This window comes from Micromonospora sp. LOL_013, from assembly GCF_048060315.1.
GTDB lineage: Bacteria > Actinomycetota > Actinomycetes > Mycobacteriales > Micromonosporaceae > Micromonospora_E.
Genome location: NZ_JBHMIQ010000001.1, coordinates 257,328 through 280,416, shown reverse-complemented (window position 1 = coordinate 280,416; position 23,089 = coordinate 257,328). Strand labels below are relative to the sequence as shown.

The window sequence follows — 23,089 nt, the reverse complement described above, 5'->3', positions numbered from 1 at the left end:
ACGATCAGCGGGGCGAGACCACCCGGTGACAGCGTGTACGTACAGTGACGGCGCTACGCTCAGCCCCGATGACCAACAACCTGGCCGGGCTGCTCGCGGTCGCCGTCGCTGCGGACCCGACACGGCCCCTGCTCACCTGGTACGACGACGCGACCGGCGACCGGGCCGAGCTGTCCGGTGCGACGCTGGCCAACTGGGTGGCCAAGACCGCCAACCTGGTGGTGGACGGGGCCGGCGCGGCCGCCGGCGACCACGCCGACGTCGCGTTGCCGGCCCATTGGCAGACCGCCGGCGTCCTGCTCGGTTGCTGGTCGGCCGCGCTGGTGGTACGGACCGCCCCGGCCGCCGGGCCCGGCACCCCGGCTGCGGAAGTGCTCTTCGCCAGCCCGCCGGCGGTGCCCGAGGTCGATCGGCGGCCCGCCGGCGAGCGCTACCTGCTCAGCCTCGCCCCGATGGCGGCACCCGCCCGGGAACTGCCGCCCGGCTGGACCGACTACATCACCGAGGTACGCGGCCACGGCGACCATTTCACCCCGTACCCGGCGGTCGACCGACAGGACCCGGAGCTGGCTGGCCGGGCCCGCCGGCGCGGCGCGGAGCTGGGCATCGGGGCCGGGGCCCGGGTCCTGGTCGACTGCGACCGGTACCCGGACCCGACCGACTGGCTGCTGGCGCCGCTGGCCGCCGAGGCGACCATGGTGCTCTGCCGCAACCTCGACCGGCAGCGACTCGACGGGCGGGTGGACAGCGAAAAGGTCGATTTGGTCCTGACCTGAGTGGTCGTCGTCGGCACCGCCGGACGATCGGGGCCGGTCAGAGTTCGCGGGGCACCACTTCCCGCAGTTCGCCGTCCGGCGCGCACACGTAGAACCCGGCCCGATCGGCCAGCCACGGCTTGCCCGCCGCCTCACCGTCGCTGAGCAGCTTCTCCTGCACGCCGAGGATGATGTACCGGGACCCGTCCGGATTGCCGTCCCGCCAGCCCGGGCCATACAGCCGGTCGACCAGCATCTCGCGCCGCTGTCGCGGCACCGCGCCGTCCACCACCCAGTCAGTCGGCAGCCGGTACCAGAACGTCCGGGTGATCCCGGCCAACGGGTTGAAGGCGTGCGCCCCCTCGACCCGGACGCCGAGCGTGTCGGTGATCTTCAAACGGAAGTAGACACCCACGCCTGTGAGACGCGCTGCGCTGACGCTGCGTTGCCATCCCGGCGGAATCGGTCAACCCACCGACGCTTCCCGGTCCTGGGCGAACCGGATGAACGGCGCCAACGCCGCCGGATCGGTCAACGCCCCGGCCGCCGCCGCCTGCCCGGCAGGCACGCCGGTGAGGATCTTCTTCACCGGCACCTCCAGCTTCTTGCCGGACAGCGTCCGGGGCACGGCCGCGACCTGATGAATCCCGTCCGGCACGTGCCGCGGTGACAGCGCCGAGCGCAGCTCACGCACGATCCGGGTACGCAGCGCGTCGTCCAGCCCGACCCCGGCCCGCAATGCCACGAACAGCAGCAGCTCCCCCGCCCCGCCCTGCGGATCCTCCAGGTGAACCACCAGCGAGTCGGCGACCTCCGGCAACGCCTCCACCACCGAGTAGAACTCGGCGGTGCCCAACCGCACCCCGCCCCGGTTCAGGGTGGCATCCGAACGGCCGGTGATCGCGCAGCTCCCGTCCTCGGCGACGGTGATCCAGTCACCGTGGCACCAGGTCCCCGGGTACCGGTCGAAGTACGCCTGCCGGTAACGGCTGCCGTCCGGGTCGTTCCAGAACCCGACCGGCATGCTCGGCATCGGCTCGGTGATAACCAGCTCGCCCAGCTCGCCGACCACCGTCCGGCCGTCGGCGGCCCGGGCCTCGACCCGCGCGCCCAGACACCGGCAGGCAATCTCCCCGGCCCGCACCGGCAACAGTGGTACGCCGCCCACGAACCCGGTGCACACGTCGGTGCCGCCGGACAGCGACGTCAACTGCAGGTCCTCGCCGACCGACCGGTACACCCAGGTGAAACCCTCGGCCGGCAGCGGCGCCCCGGTCGAGCCGACCCCGCGCAGCCGGGACAGGTCGGCGATCTGGCGGGGCACCAGCTTCTCCTTACGGCAGGCCAGCAGGAACGGCGCCGAGGTGCCGAAGTAGGTGGCGCCGGTCTCGGCGGCCAGTCGCCACAGGGTGCCCAGGTCCGGGCTGGCCGGGCCGCCCGGGGCGGCGCTCACCGCCGGGTTGCCGTCGAACAGCACGATGGCCGCACCCACCGCCGGCCCGGAGGCAAGGTAGTTCCACATCATCCAGCCGGTGGTGGTGTACCAGAAAAACCGGTCCCCCGGCCCCAGATCGTGATGCAACGCCAGCATCTTCAGATGCTCCAGCAGGATGCCGCCGTGCCGGTGCACGATCGGCTTGGGCAGCCCGGTGGTGCCCGACGAGTAGAGCACGTACAGCGGCTGGTCGAACGGCACCGCGTCGAACGCCAACGGCTCGTCGGTCGGCGCGGCGAGCGCCTCCCAGGTCGAGGTGGCCCACGACGGGGCGTCCGACGGCTCAGCCGACAGGTACGAGATGAGCACCCGGTGCCGCGCCGACGGCAACGCGTCCGCGATCGCTGCCACCTCGGCGCGGCGGTCGACCGCCTTGTCGCCGTACCGGTAGCCGTCGACCGCGACCAGCACCGTCGGCTCGATCTGCTGCCAGCGGTCGGTGACGCTGCGAGTGCCGAACTCCGGCGCGCACGACGAGAAGATCCCGCCCAGGCTGGCGGTGGCCAGCATCAGCACGTACGTCTCGGGGATGTTCGGCGCGTACGCCGCAACTCGGTCCCCCGGCCCCACCCCGAGCCGCCGCAGCCCGGCCCGCACCCGGCGGACCTCGTCGCGCAGTTGCCCGACGGTGAGGGTGACCGACGCTCGGGTCTGGCTGTGCGCGATCACCACCGGGGCGTCCTCGGCCAGCCCGGGGGCGCGCAGAACGTGCTCGGCGTAGTTGAGCCGGGCACCGGGGAACCACCGCGCGCCGGGCATCCGCCGGTCGGCGAGCACCTGCTCCGCCGGCTGATGGCCGACCACCTCGAAGTAGTCCCAGATCGACCCCCAGAACCCGGCCAGGTCGTCGACCGACCACTGCCACACCTGCTGGTAGTCGGCGAACCGCAGCCCGCTGGTGCGCTCCAGCCACGCCAGGTATCCGCCGATCCGGGTCCGTTGCCGCACGTCCGCCGGTGGGCACCACAGCACCTCGCTCACGACTGACACTCCTCCCCGGGTCACGGCCGCGTCGCCGGACCGCGTGTGGCCGTCCACTTCCATCCTCGCTCACGTCGCGCGCCGCCGGCGGCGGTGCCGCTGATCGATTGTCCTGCCAACCGGGGCGCAACGGAGCGTGCCGTGAACACAAGCTGTCGTCGGCAGGTAGCGCAACGGGCACAGGCTGCGACGGATACCGAAGCGTCCGGAAAAAGTTCGCCGCCCGTTGCGCCCCGGCTCAAGCATCCCCGCCCGAAACGGTACGGTTTGCCCATGCGTCATCTCTGGAGCCTCCTCAGCGGCCTGGCCGTGGCACCGCTGTGCTGGGTGCTGATCGCGGTCGGCCAGACGACATCGGCCCGCACCATCGCCGGCTGGGTGACCGACGGCACTTACCACCCGGCGACCCTGCTGGCACCGGCCGCGTTCGTGTTCGCCGCCGGGCTGCTGCTCGGGCTGCTGGGCACGCTACGGTTCTCCCCGCTCGGTCCACTCACCGCCGGGCTGGCCCTGGCCACCCCGTACGTCGCGATGTTCGTCGACCCGTTCGGTGCCCGCGACCTGATCGGTATCGGTACGCCGTGGCGGCTCCTCGGTGAACCGGTGGTACTGCTGCAGCCGGTGGAGAACGGCACTCTCGCGTTACTCGGGGTGCTGCTCAGCACCGCGGTGCTGAGCCGGCAGCGGTGGCGGTCCCGGCCCGCGGCGAACAGCACCTCCGGCGACAAGGCCGGCTCCGATGCGACGGCGGCGGAGCCGTTGCCGGTCCGGCCGCTCGGCGAGTTCGATCCGTCGCTCTGGTCACTGCCGGGCGGCAGCACCACGACGTCGGACGAATCCGCCGGCGCGCCGACCGGCCCGGACCGGGCCGACGCAGGTTGGCCGGCGTCGTTGACCACGAAGACGAAGTCGACACTGGCCGCGCCGGCCAAAGACGTTCGACCCGACGGCGACGGGCTACGGCCGGCCCGGCGCATCCCCCGGTCCAGTCGGTTGATCCGCTGAGTTGACCCACCGAACATCGTCGGTGACGTTGCGACCGGCGGGTACCGTGCCGGAAGGCACCATCCCCGCGAGGAGGTCAGATGCGGCACCTGGGCTCGCTGATCCTGTCCCTGCTCCTCGCACCGGTGATCTGGTTCCTCGCCGGGCTCGGCCTGAGCGAGTACGCGCTGGCCCGACGGGACGCGTACAGCGAACCACCGCTCGACGTGTTCATCGGGTTGGCCGCGCTCGCGGTCTGCGGGGTGTCGTACGCACTGTTGCTGCTACCCCGTTTGTCCCCGGTCGGGCCGGTGCTGGCCGGGGCGTCGTTCGTCGCAGTGTCGGTGTGGGCCACCGTCGACATCGTGGGGTTCTACGACACGATGCCGCGCCGGCTGCTCGGCACGGACTTCGTCCTCACGGCGCCGGCCGAAGGGCTCGCCGTGGTACTGGCCGTCCCGTTGTTGGCCACCGTGTTCAGCCCGCGTCGTTGGCGGGGTGAGCGGACGGTGGCGCTGTATGCCGGCGGACCACCACCGCAGGACGTGACGCGGACCGCCCCACTGCCCGGCCCCGGCGGGTACGGCGACCCGGGCGGATACGGCGGCGACGCCGGACCGTCGCCGTGGTCGGCCCAGCCGCCGACCGGCGATCCGGCTCGGACCATCGCGTTCCCGGCTGCCGCCAACCCGCCGCTGCGGCCAGCCCGATCGGCGACGGGTGCCGGGACCGACTCGGAGCACGACACGATGCGGCTGACCCCACCGGGGCACCGGCGAGACGATCCGACCGTCGTACTGCCCCAGGCGGCGGCGTTCGCACCGCCCCGTCCGGCGGGGACCGGCACCGACCCGGACGAGACCACCCGAATCAGCCAGCCGACCACCACCGACCCGGACGAGACCACCCAGATCAGCCAGTCGGACCAGACGGAGCGGATCGACCAGGCCGACGAGACCACGACGGTGCTGCCGGCCCGTCCCGGCGATGCCGGGAAGTCCCCGAGCTGAGGCCGGACCCGGAACCTCAGGTCCGGCCTCAGGTCAGGTCAGGGCGTCAGCAGCTGACGCGCCATCACGATCCGCTGCACCTGGTTCGTGCCCTCATAGATCTGAGTGATCTTGGCGTCCCGCATCATCCGCTCGACCGGGTAGTCCCGGGTGTAGCCGTACCCGCCGAGCAGTTGCACCGCGTCGGTGGTGATCTCCATGGCCGCGTCGGAGGCGAAACACTTCGCCGCCGCCCCGAAGAAGGTCAGGTCGGCGTCGGCGCGCTCCGACCGGGCGGCGGCGGCGTAGGTGATCTGCCGGGCCGCCTCCAGCTTCATGCCCATCTCCGCGATCATGAACTGGACGCCCTGGAAGTCGGCGATCGGCTTGCCGAACTGCTGGCGCTCCCGCACGTACCCGCGGGCGAAGTCGAGCGCGCCCTGCGCGATGCCGACGGCCTGGGCGGCGATCGTCACCCGGGTGTGGTCCAGGGTGCGCATCGCGGTGGCAAACCCGGTGCCCGGCTCGCCGATCATCCGGTCCGCCGGAATCCGGACATTGTCCAGGTAGACCTCGCAGGTCGGTGACCCCTTGATGCCGAGTTTCTTCTCCGGTGCGCCGAAACTCACCCCGGGGTCGGACTTCTCCACGACGAACGCGGAGATCCCCCGTGACCGGGCACCCGGCTCGGTGACCGCGAAGACCGTGTAGTACTCCGAGACACCGGCGTTGGTGATCCACCGCTTCACCCCGGTGAGCACCCAGTGGTCGCCGTCGCGCACCGCGCGGGTGGTCATCGACGCCGCGTCGCTGCCCGCCTCCGGCTCGGACAGGCAGTACGAGAACATCGCCGCCCCGGACGCCACCGGCCGCAGATAGCGCTCCTTCAACTGCTCCGAGCCGGCCAGCAACAACGGCATCGTGCCGAGCTTGTTGACCGCCGGGATCAACGATGAGGATGCGCAGGCCCGCGCGACCTCCTCGATGACGATCGCGGTGGCGAGGGCGTCGGCACCCGCCCCGCCGTACTGCTCCGGGACGTGCGGGGCGTGGAAGTCCGCCGCCCGTAACGCGTCGTAGGACGCGGTGGGAAACTGTGCGGTCTCGTCGGCCTCGGCGGCGTTGGGGGCGACCTTCGCGTCGCACACCTCCCGAACCGCTTCCCGGATCGCCGTGTGCTCCTCTGGTAACTGATAGACATCGAACGCCGGCCCGGACGTCATCACGCCCTCCCTCGCCTGGAGTGTTCCCTCGATATCCTGCTCGAGTGCGAGGATACCGGCGAGTAACGCCGACGTCGGTCGCCCCCACCCAGACATACGGACTATCGTCTGCCGGGCAGCCGATCGGCGGCTCTCAGCCGGGTCGGTCCCCACGGAAGCGGTATGCCGCGAACGTCAAAACCACGATGATTGGTGTCGAGCCCCCCGGCACCGGACCACCGAGTGCGACGCGACCACAGCGCCGCCAGCGCGAGCGGAGAATCAAGGCGTGACCATCCCGTACCCGAACATCCAGCCCGTCCCGGCCATCGCGGCGGTGACCCCGCCGTCCGGCGCCCCCCGCCCGCGCCTGACCTTCCTCGGCACCGGCTACCTCGGCGCGACCTACGCCATCTGCTTCGCCGAACTCGGCTACGAGGTGATCGGCTACGACGTCGACGCCGACAAGATTGCCAAGCTGTCCGCAGGTGAGGTGCCCTTCCACGAGCCGGGTCTGGACGAGTTGCTCAAGCGGAGCCTGGCCGCCGGGCGGTTGCGGTTCACCACGGACATGGCCGCCGCCGCCGATTTCGGCGACGTGCACTTCATCTGTGTGGGCACCCCGCAGCGGGCCGGCGCGATGGGCGCGGACCTGTCCTACGTCGAGGCGGCGGTCACCGGCCTGGCCCAACACCTGACCCGTAAGGCGTTGATCGTCGGCAAGTCCACCGTGCCGGTCGGCACCGCCGAGTGGATCGAGCAACTGGTCGGCAAGCACGCCTCGGCCGACCTGAGCGTCGAGGTGGCGTGGAGTCCGGAGTTCCTGCAGGAGGGCTTTGCCGTCGAGGACGTGCTGCGGCCGAACCGGATCGTGGTCGGGGTACGCAGCGAGTGGGCCAACGGCATGCTGTACGCCGCACACAAAGGGGTGTTCGACCTGGCCGCCACCGAGGACCGGGAGGTGCCGTTGGTAGTGACCGACTTCGCCACCGCCGAGCTGGTGAAGGTCGCGGCGAACGCGTTTCTGGCCACGAAGATCTCGTTCATCAACGCGATGGCCGAGGTGTGTGAGGTGGCCGGCGGCGACGTCACCCAGTTGGCCCGGGCGATCGGCTACGACCCGCGGATCGGCAACCGGTTCCTGCAAGCCGGGGTCGGGTTCGGTGGTGGCTGTCTGCCGAAGGACATCCGGGCGTTCCAGGCGCGGGCGCAGGAGCTCGGCGCGGGTGAGGCGTTGCGGTTCCTGCACGAGGTGGATCTGATCAACCAGCGGCGACGGTCCCGGGTGGTGCAGCTGGCGGCCGAGCTGCTGGGCCGCTGGTCCGGGCCGGCCGGGCCGGATCTGTCCGGCACGACGGTGGCGGTGCTCGGGGCGACCTTCAAACCCAACTCCGACGACGTCCGCGACGCGCCGTCGCTCGCGGTGGCTGCGATGCTGGCCAAGACCGGCGCGCAGGTGCGGGTCTTCGACCCCGAAGGCACGGAGAACGCCCGGCGGGCCCAGCCGGACCTGACCTACGTACCGTCGATGGTCGACGCGGTCCGCGACGCCGACCTGGTCTGCGTCCTGACCGAGTGGGCCGACTTCCGTAACGCCGACCCGGTGGCGTTGGGTGAGCTGGTCGCCGGCCGACGGGTGATCGACGGCCGGAACTGCCTCGATTCGACGTTGTGGACCGGCGCCGGCTGGCAGTACCGCGGTATGGGCCGCCCCTGAGCCCGGCACCGCCCGCGCCGAACCGGCCGGTTGTGGGGCCGTGACGGACCCACGACCGGTTTTTCTCCGATCTCCACGCCGCCTGGGGCTGTTCAACAGTTGCTTGGTTTAGGCATGCTTCGTAGGAAGTGGTCCACAGTGTGGTCCGGGCGTGGAGGAGGGTGCCATGAGTACGCCGTACCGCTGCGCCTCGTGCGGGCGAACCGTGCCGGCGGCGGCGACCTGCCCGCGGTGCGGTGCCGAGCAGCCGCAGTTCGCTGAGGACCTGGCCCGCATCGAGCGGTCCATCGCCGAGATGAAGGCCCGCGAACTCGCGCTGGCCAAAGAGCAGAAGCAGATGGCCAGCGATCTGCAGGCGGCGATCTTCCAGCGGGACATCCTGTCCACCGGCGGTGCCGCCGGTCGGCGTGGCCCGGGGCCCCGGGTCTCGGTCCGCCGCCGGGCCGGGCGTCGACCGCCGACCGCCGACCAGGGTACCGCCCCGCCGAAGTTCCCCCGGCAGAGTCCCAACCTAGCCGCCGACGACGACGCGCCACCGACCGGGCCACCACCGGGCTCTGAGCGTCCCGCCTCCGGCCCGCCCGGCTACCCGCCGGCCGCCGGTGACGACGATCCAACCCAGGTCCTGTCGTCGGACGGCACCCGACCGGAGGCGTCCGCCCAGTCGATCCAGAACGTCCTGCTCGGCCTCGGCGCGTTGATGGCGGTGGTGGTGTTCGCCGCCGTCGCCAACAGCGCGTTGCCCGACGTCACCCGGCTGAGCGTGCTGTTCGCCGGCACGCTACTGCTGCTCGCGGCCCCGCCCGCGGTCGCCGCCCGCGGGCTCACCTCCACCGCGGAGACGATCGCCGCCGTGGCGCTGGTCCTAGTCCCGATCGACGGCTACGCGATCTGGGCGACCGACGCCGTCCGGGCCGGCCCGGTCAGCCCGTCGGCGTTCGCCGGCCTCACCTTCGCCGTCACCGCGCTGGTCGCCGCCGGATACGCCGCCACGACCGGGCTGCGGCTGCCCCGGTACGGCATGGTGCTCGCGATCCAGCCGGTCGTGCCGCTGCTCGGTCAGGACCTGATCCGAGGGCCGGCCGGGTGGGCGTCGGCGCTCGCCGCGGTCGCCGTGCTCGACCTGCTGCTGGTCCGGCTGCTGAGCGGCTCCGGAAAGCTCGGCGCCAGCTGGCGGTCCGGGCCGCCAACGGTGGCACGACCCCGGCCGGACGCGCCGGCCGGACCGGACGGCGGCAACCGGCCCGGCGACCGGGCCAGCGGGCCGGCACCGTCCGGCACCGGCTCCGACCGGCCGGAGAGCGCGCCGGAGGAGGCCGACGCCGTCGTCGAGGGCGAGCCTCCCGGTGGCGGCGACGGTGGCCGACAGCCGGGCTGGCTGCCGCCGGCACCCACGGCGGCCGTCCTCTGGCTACGCGACCTGATCTGGACCATGCACGGGCTGGCCGTCACCGCCGCGCTGCTGTTCGCTGTGGTGGCGGTGCTGCGCGCCGACACGGTGCCCGCCACGCTGGTCGCGGCGGCGGTGCTGCTGATCGCCGCCGGGGTCGGGCTCGTCGGCGGCTTCACCCTGGGCCACCCGCCGTTGCCGGACCTGGCCGCCGGCGTGTTCGCCCTGGCAGTCATCGGCGCGGCCAGCCGGGTCGCGGCGGTCGCCCTGCCGGGCCCGGCGCTGTTGTTGATCGCTGCCGTGGTCGCCGTCGCCGGGATCGGCGTACGGGCCCTGCCGGAGCAGGTCCGCCGTGGCCCGCAGCTCGCGGCGGCGGCCGCGTTGACCGTGCTCGGCGTACTCGTCGCCGGTGGTGCGCTGCGGGCGGCGCTGGCACCGGTCCGCGCCGCGTTACCCGCCTGGCAGGCCGACCTGGCCGGGTACCAGCAGAGCCTGGTGGACTACGCCGGGCCCGCCGACTGGCAGCTCGCCCTGGCCGCGCTGCTGATCACCATCGCGGCGGCGGTCGCCATGCCCGTCGACTGGCGTCGCGAGGCGACCGTCGTCGGCGTGACGCTGACCGCGCTGGCCGTACCGGCGTCCTTCGCCCTGCCCTGGTACGCCGCGCCGTGGCTGCCGGTGCTCGCCGCCGTCGCGGTGGCCGGCACCGGTTTCCTCACCGACACCACCCGGGCCGCCCGGGTGCACGTGATCTGCGCGGCGGTGCTCGGCACCGCCGGTGCGGGCGCTGCGCTGGCCCGACCCGGCTCCACCGCTGCCGCCCTGCTGGTGCTGGCCGCCGCCGGCGTACTGATCGCCGTAGCCGGGACGCTGCCGGAGGTACGCCGCCGGCCCGCCGGGGACGCGGTCGGGGGTTGGGCCGCCGGCGGGGCCGCGTTCGCCCTGCCCGGTGGGGTGGCGGCGTTCGTCACCGCTCTGGTGCCGCCGCCGGGGCCGACCGCACTGGCCGTCCAGGAGACGACCGCCCCGATCCTGGCCGCCGGTTTCCTCGCGGTCTGCGGCACGCTCGGCTACTCGACGCTGGCGCAGGTGGCGGAACGGCAGATCCCCCGACCGTTGACCATCGGCACCGGGCTGGGGGCGCTCGCGGTCACCGCCGCGGCGTTCGGCTCGCCCGGGGCGGCCATCGCCGACGTGTGGGTCGCCGTCGGACTGCTGGTCGCCGCGGGGCTGCTGCTCATGGCGCCTTCGATCGACGCCGGCCGGCGGGCGGACCGGCTGCTCGACGGCCCCGACTACGCCGCGGCGGCGGCCACCGCCGCGCTGGTCGGCACGCTGGCCAGGGTCAGCGCGATCGTGGTACCCGGCACCGAACTGGTGGCCAGCGCGGCGCTGACCCTGCTGGTGGCGGTCGCCGTACGCGCCCTGCCCGAACACTGGCGACGCGGACCGGTCCTGGGCACCGCGGTCAGCGGTGGGGTCATCGCCGTCCTCGCCGGCTACACGGCGGTCGCCGGCGGCGTCCAGGCACTGGCCACTCCGGGCCAGCTCTGGCAGGCGGACCTGACCGCCTGGTCCACCGAGGTCGCCGCCAACTCTTGGCAGGTGCCGCTGGCCCTGGTGCTACTCGCGCTGGCCGCCGCCGTCGCGCTGCCCCGACCCTGGTCGTTCCACGCCGGCGGCGTGCTGGTCGCGCTCGCCACCGTCGGCACCCCGGCGGCGCTCGGCCTGCCCTGGTGGTCGCCGATCGTGGTCGGCTGCCTGGTCGCGATCGGGTACGGGATCGTCTCGGTGGCCGCCAACGATCCACAGGCCGCCACCGCCCGGGCCGGCGTCGCCGTGGCGGTCGCCCTGTACGCCATCGGTGCCAGCCTGGTCCGTCCGTGGACCACCGCCGCCGCGCTCGGTGTCGTGGTACTGACGTGCGTGGTGGTGGCGGTACTCGCCCGGGTCGTCGCCACCGTGACGCTGGCCGATCGATCTGCTCAGGCCGACCAGGCCGACCAGGCAGGTACCGGGCCGCCCGTCCCCGACCGGGAGTCGATGCCGGCGCACCTGGCGAAGATCGGTGGCGCGGCGACCGGGGCCGCGCTGCTGGCACTGCCCGGAGGGGTCGCCGCGCTGGCCGCCGCGCTCGGCTGGACCACGGAGATCGTGCTGACCGGGGCGTTGGCCGCCTCGGCGCTCGGCGTCGCCGTGCTGGCCATGGTCCGCCGCCGGGTCCCGCACTACCTGCCGTACGCCACCGTCGGGTTGGCCGCCGGCGCGACGGTCACCGCCCTCGCCTCGCTCCCGACCAGCCTGCCGACCGGCATGTACGCCGCCGGAGCCGCACTGCTCGGCGTACTCGCCGAACTGCTCCGGGCCGCCACCCCACCGCCGGTGGACCTGTCCCGGCCGAGTCGTCGATGGTCCGGACTCGGCGGCCGGTGGAGCCAGCCGGGGCCGCTGGAGATCGGCCAGGAGTGGGCGATCAGCCCGGTCAAGGGAGCGTTGGCGGCCGCCGCGCTGCCCACCGCGCTGGCCGTCGCGGCGGTGGCGCCGACGCTGGCCGCCGCACTGGTCGAGCCGTACCGCACCCTGACCGCAATCTGGCAGGGGCCACCGGCCAGGCTGCTCGACCCGCCGGCCGCCGCCGTGGATCCGACGAACGTGCTCGCGGCGCTGCTGCTCACCGTCGCGGCGGCGCTGGCCGCGACCGGGTTCAACACCGGCCAGCCGGGCCAGGCGGTTCCGGTGGTACTGCCCGGCGTGGCGATCACCCTGCTGATCACCCCGATGTCGTTCGGCGTCGGCTGGCCGGCGGGCACCATGGCGGCGCTACTGGTCTTCGCGGTCGCCATGGTCGGACTGGCGTTGACCGAACCGCCGCCGGACACCGAGCGGCACCGGCCGCTGCGCATCGCCCGCCGGCTGCTGTTCCTGATCGGCCTCGCCGCCGGTGGCGCCGGACTCGCCGGGGCGCTGGCCAACGATCAACTGACCGTCTTCACGCTGGGCAGCTCGGTGTGCGTCGGAGCGGTGTCCGCGTACGCCGGACGCAGCCAGCCGGCCCGGATCCTCGGCTGGCTGTTCGCCTCGGTGATGGCGCAGATGTTCGTGCTGACCATGGGCCTCGTCGCCGGTTTCCCGCCGAGCTGGTCGGCGTTCGGCGTACTCGCCGTCGGCGCCGGCCTGCTGTTGTCCGCGACCCGACTGCCCCGGCTCAGCCACCCCGAGGCGGTACGCGAGGCGGCGGTGGTCGAGTGGAGCAGCTACGCGGCCGCGCTGCTCGCGCTGGCCCTGGCGTACAACTCGGCCGCGCATCTGGCCGGGCTGCTGGCCGCCTGGGGTGCGGTGCTCGGGGTGACGGCCACCCGGCCTGGCCGCCGTGCGATGGAGCGCCGGGTGCTGTTCTGGCTGGCGGTCGGCTGCGAGATCACCGCCTGGTGGATGCTGATGCGGATCACCGACGTGGCGCTCACCGAGGCGTACACCTTGCCGTTCGCCGTCCTCGCCCTGCTGGTCGGGGTCCTCGAGCTGCGGCACCGGCCGGACCTCAGCAGTTGGACGGCGTACGGGCCGGCACTGGCCGCGGCGTTCCTGCCCACCCTGGTACTGGTGATCAGCTCGGGGGAGAACAGTTTCCGGCAGGTCCTGTTGCTGCTCGGTGCGGTCGGCACCCTGCTGGTCGGGGCGATGAGTCAGCAGCAGGCCCCGGTGGTGGTCGGTACGGTGGTCAGCGCGGTGACCGCGTTGCACGCGTTGACCTTCTTCGGTCCGTGGCTGGTGCTGATCCCGGTCGGGCTGGTGCTGCTGGCGCTCGGGGCCAGCAGCGAGTGGCGCCGGCAGACCCAGGAGCGGGTGCGGGGCGCCCTGCGCGGCATGCGCTGAGGCCGGCCGCCGAGACCCGGCCGGGCCGACTCGGCTGGGGCTAGGTGGTGCCGCCGCGTTGCGCCTGCAGCGCGGCGTCCTTCGCGGCGACCAGCTCGACCAGCTCCTGCTGGTAGGCGAGCATCCGGGCGCGCAGCCCCGGGTCGGTGGCGGCGAGGATCCGTACCGCCAGCAGACCGGCGTTGCGGGCGCCACCGATCGACACCGTGGCCACCGGCACGCCCGCCGGCATCTGCACGATCGACAGCAGCGAGTCCATCCCGTCCAGGTGCTTCAACGGCACCGGCACCCCGATCACCGGCAGCGGGGTCGCCGAGGCGACCATGCCCGGCAGGTGCGCCGCGCCGCCCGCCCCGGCGATGATCACCTGGAGGCCACGGTCGGCGGCGGCGCCGGCATAGTCGAGCATGCCGTGCGGGGTACGGTGCGCCGAGATCACCCGCACCTCGTGCTCGACGTCGAACTCGGCGAGGGCCTCGGCGGCGGCTCGCATCGTCGGCCAGTCCGAGTCGCTGCCCATGATGACGCCGATCATCGGCCCTCCTGTAACCAGCGGGCGGCCCGGGCGGCCCGGATCCGGACGTCGGTGAGGTCCTCGCCGAGCGCCGTCACGTGGCCGATCTTGCGGCCCGGCCGGACCTGTTTGCCGTACAGGTGGACCTTGGCGCCGGGGTCGGTCGCGAACAGGTGGTGCAGCCGCTCGTCGATGCCCATCCCGCCATCCGCGCCGCCAAGCACGTTGGCCATCACCACCGCCGGGGCGGTCAGCCCGGTGTCACCCATCGGATAGTCCAGGACCGCCCGCAGATGCTGCTCGAACTGGGAGGTACGGGCCCCCTCGATGGTCCAGTGCCCGGAATTGTGCGGCCGCATCGCCAGCTCGTTGACCACCAGGCCACCGGGCACCTCGAACAGCTCCACCGCCAGCAGCCCGACCACGCCGAGCGCGCTGGCCAGGTCGATAGCCAGCTGCTGGGCGGCCAGAGCGCGCGACTGCGGCAGGTCCGGAGCGGGCGCCAGCACCTCGACACAGATGCCGTCCCGTTGCACGGTCTCCGCCACCGGGTAGACCGCCAGCTGACCGAACGGCGAGCGGGCCACCTGTACCGCCAGCTCGCGGACCAGCTTCACCCGCTCCTCGGCGATCAGCTCCACTGCCGGGTCGGCCGACGGGCCGGCCGGGTCGAGCCCGGCGGCGACCAGCTCGTCCGGCGTGTCCAGCAACCACACCCCGCGGCCGTCGTAGCCGCCGCGCGCGGTCTTGACCACCACCGGCCAGCCGACCTCGGTGCCGAACTCGGCCAGCTCGTCGACCGAGCCGATCCGCCGCCAGCGCGGCACCGGGGCACCCAGCTCGGTCAGCCGCTGCCGCATCACCGCCTTGTCCTGGGCACACCGCAGCGCGTCGGCCCCCGGGTGGATCCGCACCCCGTCGGCGGCCAGCGCCCGGATGTGCTCACCCGGCACGTGCTCGTGGTCGAAGGTGACGACGTCGCAGCCCTTGGCGAAGGTACGCAGCGCGGCGAGGTCGGTGTGCTCGCCGTACTGCACGTCGGCGGCGACCAGGGCGGCGCCGTCCTCCGGCGTACGGGCCAGCACACGCAGCGACTGGCCGAGCGCGATCGCGGCCTGATGGGTCATCCGGGCGAGCTGCCCACCACCCACCATGCCGACGACGGGCAGTCCGGTACGGGTATCCATGGCGGCGACAGCCTAACCCAGCTGCGCGACCAGGTCCGCGACGGAGGTGACCGGCCGGTCGCAGACGAAGCCCCGGCAGACGTACGCGGTCGACGCCCCGCCGATCATCGGCCGGTCCGCCAGCAGCGGTACGCCGGCCTGGTCGGGACGGCCGGCCACCACCACCGCACCGGGCGGCGCGTGCCGCCGCGCCGCCCGTAGCAGCGGGTCACCGGTCGGGTCCTCGGTGACCACGGCGATCTCGTACGGACCGGAGAGCAACGCCTCGCCGACGGCGGCGGCGTAGCCGGTGAACCGGGCATGCCGGGCGACCACCGGCGCGACGGTGGCCAGCGCGGCCTCGGCGGCGGCCCGGTACTGCGGGGCGCCGCGCAGCGCCGCGTACCCGGTGAGCGCGGCGGCGGTGGCCGACAGCCCGGACGCGGTGGCGTTGTCGGTCGGGTTTGCCGGCCGGGCGACCAGTTGTTCGGCGTCGTCGGCGGTGTCGTAGAAGCCGCCGTTGTCGGCGGCGAACCGGGCCAACGCGACGTCCAGCAGCTCGCCGGCGAGATCCAGCCATCGGCGTTCCCCGGTGAGCTGGTGCAGCGCGCAGAACGCCTCGGCGAGGCAGCCGTAGTCCTCCAGCACCCCGTCTGGCGCGCCGACCAGACCGTCCCGGGAGACCCGGCGCAGCCGCCCGCCGACCAGGTGGGTACGGGCCAGATACGCCCCGGTCGCGACCGCCAGCTCGGCCGCCAGCTCAACGTCGCCGTCGGTACCGGCTGCGGCACCAGCCGGGGCGTCGGCACCAGTCAGGGCGTCGGTGGCGGTGGCGAACTCGACCAGTGCGGTGACGGCCAGGCCGTTCCAGGCGGTCACCGCCTTGTCGTCGCGGGCCGGCTGCGGCCGGCCCGACCGGGCCCGCCGCAGCGCCGCCCGGACCCGGTCCAGCTGCTCCGGCGGCGTGTCGTCGACGTCGCGGGCCAACCGAAGCACGCTGGTGCCGTGTTCGAAGGTGCCGTCGCCAGTCACCCCGTACAGGTCTGCCGCCCACCGGCCGTCGGCCTCGCCGAGGACCTCGATCAGCTGCTGCGGCGTCCACACGTAGCTGGCGCCTTCGACCCCGCCGGTGTCGGCGTCCAACGCGGAGGCGAACCCGCCACCGGGTACGGCGAGCGCCTCGGCGAGGAAGCGGACCGTCTCCCGGGCGATCCGACCGGCCATCCGGTCGCCGGTGAGCCGCCACAGCAGCGTGTAGACCCGCAGCAGCAGCGCGTTGTCGTAGAGCATCTTCTCGAAGTGCGGCACCGTCCAGGTGCCATCCACCGCGTACCGGGCGAAGCCCCCGGCGAGTTGGTCGTAGATGCCGCCCCGGGCCATCGCCTCGCAGGTGTGCTGGACGATCTCCAGGCTGTCGGCGGCGCCGGTGCGTTGATGATGCCGCAGCAGGAAGAGCAGGCTGAGATGCGGGGGGAACTTCGGTGCCCCGCCGAACCCGCCGTGCGTCGGGTCGTACTCCTTACCCAGCGTCGCCGCGGCGGCGTCGAGCAGGTCGGCGGTCAACGGCGTGGTCGCCCCGCCGACCGCCTGCGCGCCGCCGACCGCCTCGGCTACCGCGGCCCCCTGGCGCAGCACGGCGTCGCGCTGGTCGCGCCAGGCGGCACCGACCGAGTGGAGCAGCCGGACGAAGTTCGCCTGCGGGACGTAGGTCCTGCAGAAGAACGGGGTGCCGTCGGCGGTGGCGAACACGGTCATCGGCCAGCCGCCCTGACCGGTCATCGCCTGGGTCGCGGCCAGGTAGACCGCGTCCACGTCGGGGCGTTCCTCCCGGTCCACTTTGATCGCGACGAAGTTGTCGTTGATCAACTGCCCGACCGCGTCGTCCTCGAACGACTCGTGCGCCATCACGTGGCACCAGTGGCAGGCCGCGTACCCGACCGAGATCAGCACCGGCACGTCCCGGCGGCGGGCCTCGTCGAACGCCTCCGGGCACCACGGCCACCAGTCGACCGGGTTGTCGGCATGCTGCTGCAGGTACGGGCTGGTTGCCTCACCGAGCCGGTTCACGCTGGGTCGCTCCTCGGGGTCGTGGCACGACTCCGACGGTGGGGGTCGCACGTTCCGACCATAGCCAGTCGGTGGGCGGCTCACCGCCGGGTCGGCACCGGAACGTCCGGGTATCGCAGCGCGGTGAGGCCCGCCTCGGCGGCGGCCTGGACGTTCTCCGGGCGGTCGTCGACGAAGGTGACCCGGTCGGCGGGCGCGCCGAGCCGGTGCAGCAGCGCCGCGAAGATCGCCGGATCGGGTTTGGTCAACGCCAGCCGGCAGCTGAACAGCCGGTGGTGGAACACCGCCGCCCAGTCGGCCGAGTCGATCGCCGTGGCGATGGACTCGGGGGCGTTGGACAGCAGCGCCAGGCCGTGTCCGTCGGCGGCAAGGCCGGTGACGAGTTCGACGGTACGCGGATTCAGCTGCGACCAGCTGGCGATGTCGGCCCGGTCCAGTTCGGCCACGAGCGGATCGTCGGCGGATAGCGGCCGACCGACCACGTGGCTCCAGTAGCGGTCGGCCGGCCAGCCGGCGTCGTAGGCGTCCCGGTGCCGCCAGTACCCCTCGTCGAAGGTGGCCTGCGGTAAACCGGCCAGCTGGGCCATGGCGGCCACTGCGGCCGACGGCTGCGGCAGCGAGATGACCTGACCGTAGTCAAAGACCAGCCAGTCCCGGACGGCACCGCTGGGCCCGCCGGTCACGATGCACCGTCCGCGCGCAGCGGGTAGATCTGGGCCTGCGCGGAGTCCGCCAGGGACCGGAGCACCGCGAGTACCTTGTCGGCGGGCATCGGCTTGAAGAAGTGGTAGCCCTGGGCGGCGGCGCAGCCGAGGGCGGCCAGGGTGGCCCGCTGGTCGGCGGTCTCCACCCCCTCGGCGACCACCCGCAGGCCCATCTCCCGGCCCAGCCGGACGGTGTGTCGCACGATGGCGGCGTCGCGTGGCGAGTCGGCCATCCGGACCACGAAGGACCGGTCGACCTTCAACTCGTCGACGGTGACCCGGGTCAGGAAGGCCAGTGAGGAGAACCCCGTGCCGAAGTCGTCAACGGCGAGCTGGACGCCCATCTCCCGGAGGCTGGCCAGCACCTCGTCAATGATCTCCAGCTCGCTCATCACCACCGTCTCGGTGATCTCCAGCACCAACCGGTGGGCCGGGACCTGGTGGCGGCGCAGCAGCTCGCCGATCTCGGCCGGCAACTGCGGGTCGAGCAGGCTCCGGGCCGAGATGTTGACCGAGATCGGTACGTCGATGCCGTGCGCCGCCCACTCGGCGGCGGCCGACAACGCCCGGTCGACGACGTACCGGGTGAACGGGGCGAGCAGTTCACTGCCCTCGACCGCTCTGACGAAGTGGACCGGGGTGAGCCGGCCGCGTCGCGGATGCCGCCACCGGATCAGCGCCTCCACCCCGGTCGGCCCGCCGGTGGCGAGGTCGACCGCCGGTTGCAGGGCCAGCTCGAGCTGGTCGTCGACGTCCAGCGCGGCGCGCAGTTCGGCCAGCAGTGCCAACTGGTCGGTGTTGGCGGCGTCCTTCGCGCTGTCGTAGCCGGCGACGCTACCGCCGATCGTCTTCGCCTGGCTCATCGCGATGTTCGCCCGGCGGAGCAGTTCGTTGATGTCGGCGGTGCCGGCACCGGCGACCACCACGCCGAGTGCGCCTTCGACCGACATCCGCACGCCGGCGACCTCGGTCGGCTCGGCCAGCATCGCGATTAACTCGCGGGCCCGGCGCATCGCCACCCCGGTCGGCGAGGTCCGCTCGACGCAACCGGCCGCCGCCGGGCTCAGCGAGGTCAGGAGCAGGGCGAACTCGTCGTTGCCGAGCCGGCCGAGGAGCTCGCCGGGGCGGAGTCGGTTGCTGAGCCGCCGGGCGGCGGACTGCAGCAGCTCGTCACCGGCGGCGTTGCCCAGGGTGTCGTTGACCTCTTTGAAGCCCTTGATGTCGAGCAGCAGCAGAGCGACCGGATGATCGTGCTCCAGCCGGTGCAGAGCGGCGTCCCCCTTGGTGAGCAGCGCTGCCCGATTGAGCAGCTCGGTCACCGGATCGTGCATCGACCGGTGCATGGTCCGGTCGGTGAGGTGGCGCAGTGCCCGCTCGGTCGCCGCGTCGTGCAGGGCTGCGGCGAGCGCGTCACCGAAGGCGGAGAGCGCGGCGCGGTCCCGGGACCTCGGCATGGTGCTGGCCGGCAGGTGGATCCGCAGTTCACCGACGCCGGTCCGGCCGACCGTGAGCGGGTGGACGAGCATCTGGTCGGTTGCGTCGTCCGCGACGTCCTCTGCCGCCGCGACGGGGTCGACGGGATCGGCCGGTGGCTCCGACCGGCGCAGCCCGCCGGCGGCGTCGCCGACGTAGCGCCACAGCCTGCCGTCGACCTGCCGGACGTCGATCTCGACCCGCTCGGCACCGAACAGGGCCAGCCCGCCGGCGACTCCGGCGCCGACGACGGCCGGCTCGTCGAGCTGGTTGAGCGCCCGGGTCGCCCGGGCGAACTCCTGCCAGGCCCGACGCTCGTCCTCGATCCGCAACCGGTGGCCGTAGGTCTGCTGTAGCAGCCACAGCACCGGGGGCAGCAGCAGCAGCCAGCGCGGATCGTGACCGAGCATCCCGACCGTGACCAGCCCGACCAGGACGTTGCCGACGAACATCAGCAGCTTGTTGCGCAGCGCGTGCAGCAGGGTGGCACCGAACGGCCGACCGTGCCGCAGTGACAGGGCGACCGTGGCGAGGACCGCGGTGATCAGCAGATAGACCAGCCCGCCGAGGAGCATGGCGGCGGCGAGCAGTGGGGTGAGCTGCTGGGCGTACGGGTCGGCGACCGCCCGGGCGGCGACGCCGGCCGCCGCGACGGCGACGGTCAACGACGCGGTGACCCGGAGGATCTCCGGCACGGTACGGGGCTCGGAGAAGATCGACAGCAGGGTCCAGGCGATGCCAACGCCGACTGCGGCGGCGGCCGGCAGCCAGCCGGCCGGGAGGACGTAGAGCCCGACGATGAGGGCGGCCTCGCCCCAGGTGAAGCTGACCGTGCCGGTCCCGATGCGGAACCGCAGTCGGGCGAGTTGCGCGACGCCGAGCAGCGCCGCGACGATCGCGAATCCGGCCGGGGGCGGGAGCGCCGACGTCTGCGGGGCCGACCCGGTGAGCAGCCCGATGGCGATGGTGGCGACGGCGGCCACCAGAACGGCGACGGTGAAGACGGGCAGCCGCCACCGGCCCCCGCCGTCCAGGGTTTCGATCGTCGCCTGGTGCGCGGTCGCAGCCGGTTCCGTCCGCGCCGGCGTCACGGATCACTCCCGGTGACCGCCGGGCCGTGGACCGACGCCCGGCGCGGACGACCGACCATGATGAGCATCCCTCGCGTCCGTTCCGTACGACCAGGGACGACAGTTGTGCGATCCATGGTCGCCCCTTTCCGCGCGCGGTCGGAGGAACTGAAGGTCCCCGGCGGAAGGCTAAGCCAAAGCCGATTCCGGCAACAGGGGCCACTGGGCCGGTTTACCGGCGGAGGCCCGCTGGAGGGGAGAAAAGTCCCTGGTGAGAGCGCACGTAAGCGCTTACAAAGGGGATCCGGGACGCGAGTCGCCTTCTGTCGGATCAAGGACATTGCGTTCCGCCGCCGCCGACCCGCTGCCCGGCGCCGCGTCGTCGAACCGCTCGGGCAGCCGACGCAGCCGGGAGTTCATGTTCCTGATCAGAAACACCGTCGCGGCGGCGAGCACCAGGAGCAGGAACAGCCCCATCGGCCCGGCCAGACCACCACTGCGGGTGTCCCCGAAGTTGTTCACCGCCAGGACATGGACAGCACTCAGCACGATCGGACCCCTCTGCGTCGCTGACGTCGACTACACGTTACGCCCGGCGGATCAGGAGTGGCCGAGCCCCTCGCGAATCCCGGCAAACAGGTCGGATTCCGGCTTTGGGCTATCGACGAACGACCGGACCAACTCGAAATCCTCGGTCGGCCAGGCCTGCCGCTGCACCTCCATCGGCACCTGGAACCAGAAGCCGTCCGGATCGACCTGGGTGGCGTGCGCGCGCAACGCGTCATCGCGAACCGGGAAGTAGTCGGCGCAGTCGACCCGGGTGGTGATCCGGTCGCCCTTGTCCGGGCGCCCCTCCCACCGGTCCATCCACTCCTGGTACGGCGACTCCCGACCGATCGCGAGCATCCCCTCGTGCAGCGCGAGAATCCGCGCCCTGGTGAAGCTCATGCAGTAGTACAGCTTCAACGGCTGCCACGGCTCACCACCGACACCCGGGTATCGCGCCGGGTCACCGGCCGCCTCGAACGCGGCGACGCTCACCCGGTTGCACATGATGTGGTCCGGGTGCGGATAACCGCCGTCCTCGTCGTAGGTGGTCACCACGTGCGGACGGAACTCCCGCATCAACCGCACCAACGGCCCGGCTGCCTCCTCCATCGGCTCCAGGGCGAAACACCCGTCCGGCAGCGGCGGCAGCGGATCACCCTCGGGCAGACCCGAGTCGACGAAGCCCAGCCAGGCCTGCTCGACACCGAGGATCGCCCGGGCGGCGTCCATCTCGGCCCGGCGGATCTCGGCGATGTTCTCCCACACGTCCGGCCGGTCGAGTTTCGGGTTCAGCACACTGCCCCGCTCCCCGCCGGTGCAGGTGACCACCAGCACCTGGGCACCCTCCGCGACGTACCGGGCCATCGTCGCGGCACCCTTGCTGGACTCGTCGTCAGGATGGGCGTGCACCGCCATCAGACGCAGTTGCTCAGCCAACGAAAACGCTCCCTCATCCCATGCCTGACATCCCCTGCCGGCGGCGTCCGGGCCCGGCTGCGACAATGGGGCCCGTCAACCATTCTCGCCGACCCCACCGACACGTCCGCCAAGGAGTTCCGTCCCGGGTGACCGACACGTCCGCCACAACCGCCCCGACCGCCGTCATGTTCCCACCCGGGCGGTACGGACGGCGACGCGCGCCCCGAGCGCGCCGGCCGTGGCTCGTCGCGCTGCTCACGGCGGTGGCGGTGCTGGTCGGGACGGCGATCGCCGGCCGGCTCTACACGCTCTACGGCGATCCGCTGCACCAGCCCGAGGTGATCACCTACACCGAGGCCACCGAGGACGGGATCACCATCGACTTCGCCGTCACGGTGCCCCCCGGCGGTGCGACGACGTGCCTGGTCAGGGCCCGGTCGCGGGACGGGGCGGAGGTGGGCCGGTCCGAGGTGACCGTCCGGGCCGAACCGGGCGAACGACAAGTCCGCACCACGTACCGGCTGGCCACCGAACGAGTCGCGTTCCTGGGCGAGGTGCCACGTTGCCGACCCGCCGACTGACCAGCCGACCGTGACCCTCGCCACACCCGCCGATGCGGGTGGCGATCCGGCGGCCGGCACACCCGAGCCGTTGCAACCCCGGCACCTCGGTGCGGAACGCTGGTACGTTGGTAGTTCGACCTCGACCGCCCGCAAGCCCACAAGGAGATCGTCTGTGTCCACGACCGACCGCGAGGCGCCCACCACCTGGCTGTCCCAGGACGCTTACGACCGGCTCCAGGCCGAGCTCAACGAGCTGATCGCCGGACGGACGGCGATGGCCGCCGAGATCAATGCCCGTCGGGAGGAAGGCGACCTGCGGGAGAACGGCGGCTATCATGCCGCCCGCGAGGAGCAGGGCAAGCAGGAGGCCCGGATCCGCTACCTGCAGGAGCTGCTGCGTACCGCCAAGGTCGGCGAGGCACCGGACGCGGACAGCGTCGCGCCCGGCACGGTCGTCACGATCCACTTTGACGACGACCCCGCCGACACCGAGACCTTCCTGCTCGGCTCCCGGGAGATCTCCTCGACGACCGAGCTGACCGTCTACAGCCCGGAGTCCGCGCTCGGCCAGGCCATCCTGGGCAGTCGACAGGGTCAGGCGGTGACCTACACCGCGCCGAGCGGCGCGGACATCAAGGTCACTGTCGACAAGTTCGAGCCCTTCGCCGGCTGAGTTTGC

The 23,089-nt window shown here is 72.8% G+C and carries 17 protein-coding genes; 7 read left to right on the top strand and 10 right to left on the bottom strand.

What is annotated here, in order from left to right; genetic code table 11:
- Window positions 1–68: 68 nt before the first annotated feature.
- On the top strand, window positions 69–776 hold the full coding sequence (locus tag ACFHWS_RS01360; protein WP_416556045.1) for a TIGR03089 family protein: 708 nt from the start codon (window positions 69–71) through the stop codon (window positions 774–776).
- Between the two features lie 37 nt (window positions 777–813).
- On the opposite strand, the gene ACFHWS_RS01355 is transcribed toward ACFHWS_RS01360, so the two are convergent.
- Complete coding sequence (locus ACFHWS_RS01355; RefSeq protein ID WP_416567454.1) at window positions 814–1,152, bottom strand: hypothetical protein; 339 nt, start codon at window positions 1,150–1,152, stop codon at window positions 814–816.
- A 69-nt stretch (window positions 1,153–1,221) separates the two neighbouring features.
- Complete coding sequence (locus ACFHWS_RS01350) at window positions 1,222–3,231, bottom strand: acetoacetate--CoA ligase (RefSeq protein ID WP_416567453.1); 2,010 nt, start codon at window positions 3,229–3,231, stop codon at window positions 1,222–1,224.
- A gap of 273 nt (window positions 3,232–3,504) precedes the next feature.
- On the opposite strand from ACFHWS_RS01350, the gene ACFHWS_RS01345 reads away from it, so the two are divergent.
- The gene (locus ACFHWS_RS01345) at window positions 3,505–4,236 is read left to right on the top strand and encodes a hypothetical protein (protein WP_416556041.1); all 732 of its coding nucleotides are present in this window, start codon (window positions 3,505–3,507) and stop codon (window positions 4,234–4,236) included.
- Between the two features lie 80 nt (window positions 4,237–4,316).
- On the top strand, window positions 4,317–5,225 hold the full coding sequence (locus ACFHWS_RS01340; protein WP_416556039.1) for a hypothetical protein: 909 nt from the start codon (window positions 4,317–4,319) through the stop codon (window positions 5,223–5,225).
- Between the two features lie 38 nt (window positions 5,226–5,263).
- Here the strand turns inward: ACFHWS_RS01340 and ACFHWS_RS01335 are convergent, their stop codons facing one another.
- A complete protein-coding gene (locus tag ACFHWS_RS01335; protein ID WP_416556037.1) occupies window positions 5,264–6,427 on the bottom strand; it encodes an acyl-CoA dehydrogenase family protein in 1,164 nt (387 codons plus the stop codon).
- Between the two features lie 268 nt (window positions 6,428–6,695).
- On the opposite strand from ACFHWS_RS01335, the gene ACFHWS_RS01330 reads away from it, so the two are divergent.
- Window positions 6,696–8,123, top strand: a complete 1,428-nt coding sequence (locus ACFHWS_RS01330; protein ID WP_416567452.1) for a UDP-glucose dehydrogenase family protein — start codon at window positions 6,696–6,698, stop codon at window positions 8,121–8,123.
- A gap of 166 nt (window positions 8,124–8,289) precedes the next feature.
- Window positions 8,290–13,386: an SCO7613 C-terminal domain-containing membrane protein gene (locus ACFHWS_RS01325; RefSeq protein ID WP_416567451.1), complete on the top strand. Its 5,097-nt coding sequence runs from the start codon at window positions 8,290–8,292 to the stop codon at window positions 13,384–13,386.
- Between the two features lie 40 nt (window positions 13,387–13,426).
- Here ACFHWS_RS01325 and purE read toward each other — a convergent pair whose 3' ends face one another.
- The 7 genes from purE to mca all read right to left on the bottom strand — a co-directional run bounded on the left by purE (window position 13,427) and on the right by mca (window position 21,865).
- Entirely contained in the window at window positions 13,427–13,921 is a 495-nt protein-coding gene (gene purE, locus ACFHWS_RS01320) for a 5-(carboxyamino)imidazole ribonucleotide mutase (RefSeq protein ID WP_416556031.1), read from the bottom strand.
- Complete coding sequence (locus ACFHWS_RS01315; protein ID WP_416567450.1) at window positions 13,918–15,087, bottom strand: 5-(carboxyamino)imidazole ribonucleotide synthase; 1,170 nt, start codon at window positions 15,085–15,087, stop codon at window positions 13,918–13,920. Before ACFHWS_RS01315 ends, purE begins: the two co-directional genes overlap by 4 nt.
- A gap of 12 nt (window positions 15,088–15,099) precedes the next feature.
- On the bottom strand, window positions 15,100–17,133 hold the full coding sequence (locus ACFHWS_RS01310) for a thioredoxin domain-containing protein (RefSeq protein WP_416567449.1): 2,034 nt from the start codon (window positions 17,131–17,133) through the stop codon (window positions 15,100–15,102).
- Window positions 17,134–17,213: 80 nt separating this feature from the next.
- Window positions 17,214–17,816 carry an HAD-IA family hydrolase gene (locus ACFHWS_RS01305; protein WP_278173904.1) on the bottom strand — a complete coding sequence of 201 codons (603 nt, stop codon included), beginning with the start codon at window positions 17,814–17,816 and terminating at the stop codon, window positions 17,214–17,216.
- A complete protein-coding gene (locus ACFHWS_RS01300) occupies window positions 17,813–20,344 on the bottom strand; it encodes a putative bifunctional diguanylate cyclase/phosphodiesterase (protein WP_416567502.1) in 2,532 nt (843 codons plus the stop codon). The genes ACFHWS_RS01305 and ACFHWS_RS01300 overlap by 4 nt, the downstream gene beginning before the upstream one ends.
- 327 nt (window positions 20,345–20,671) lie before the next feature.
- Window positions 20,672–20,929, bottom strand: a complete 258-nt coding sequence (locus ACFHWS_RS01295) for a hypothetical protein (RefSeq protein WP_416556027.1) — start codon at window positions 20,927–20,929, stop codon at window positions 20,672–20,674.
- Window positions 20,930–20,980: 51 nt separating this feature from the next.
- Window positions 20,981–21,865 carry a mycothiol conjugate amidase Mca gene (gene mca, locus ACFHWS_RS01290; RefSeq protein ID WP_416556025.1) on the bottom strand — a complete coding sequence of 295 codons (885 nt, stop codon included), beginning with the start codon at window positions 21,863–21,865 and terminating at the stop codon, window positions 20,981–20,983.
- 128 nt (window positions 21,866–21,993) lie between these two features.
- Here mca and ACFHWS_RS01285 point away from each other — a divergent pair, with 128 nt between their 5' ends.
- Together ACFHWS_RS01285 and greA are read left to right on the top strand one after the other, a co-directional pair.
- Complete coding sequence (locus ACFHWS_RS01285) at window positions 21,994–22,428, top strand: DUF4307 domain-containing protein (protein ID WP_416556023.1); 435 nt, start codon at window positions 21,994–21,996, stop codon at window positions 22,426–22,428.
- Between the two features lie 154 nt (window positions 22,429–22,582).
- On the top strand, window positions 22,583–23,083 hold the full coding sequence (gene greA, locus ACFHWS_RS01280) for a transcription elongation factor GreA (RefSeq protein ID WP_416567448.1): 501 nt from the start codon (window positions 22,583–22,585) through the stop codon (window positions 23,081–23,083).
- The last annotated feature ends 6 nt before the right edge of the window (window positions 23,084–23,089 follow it).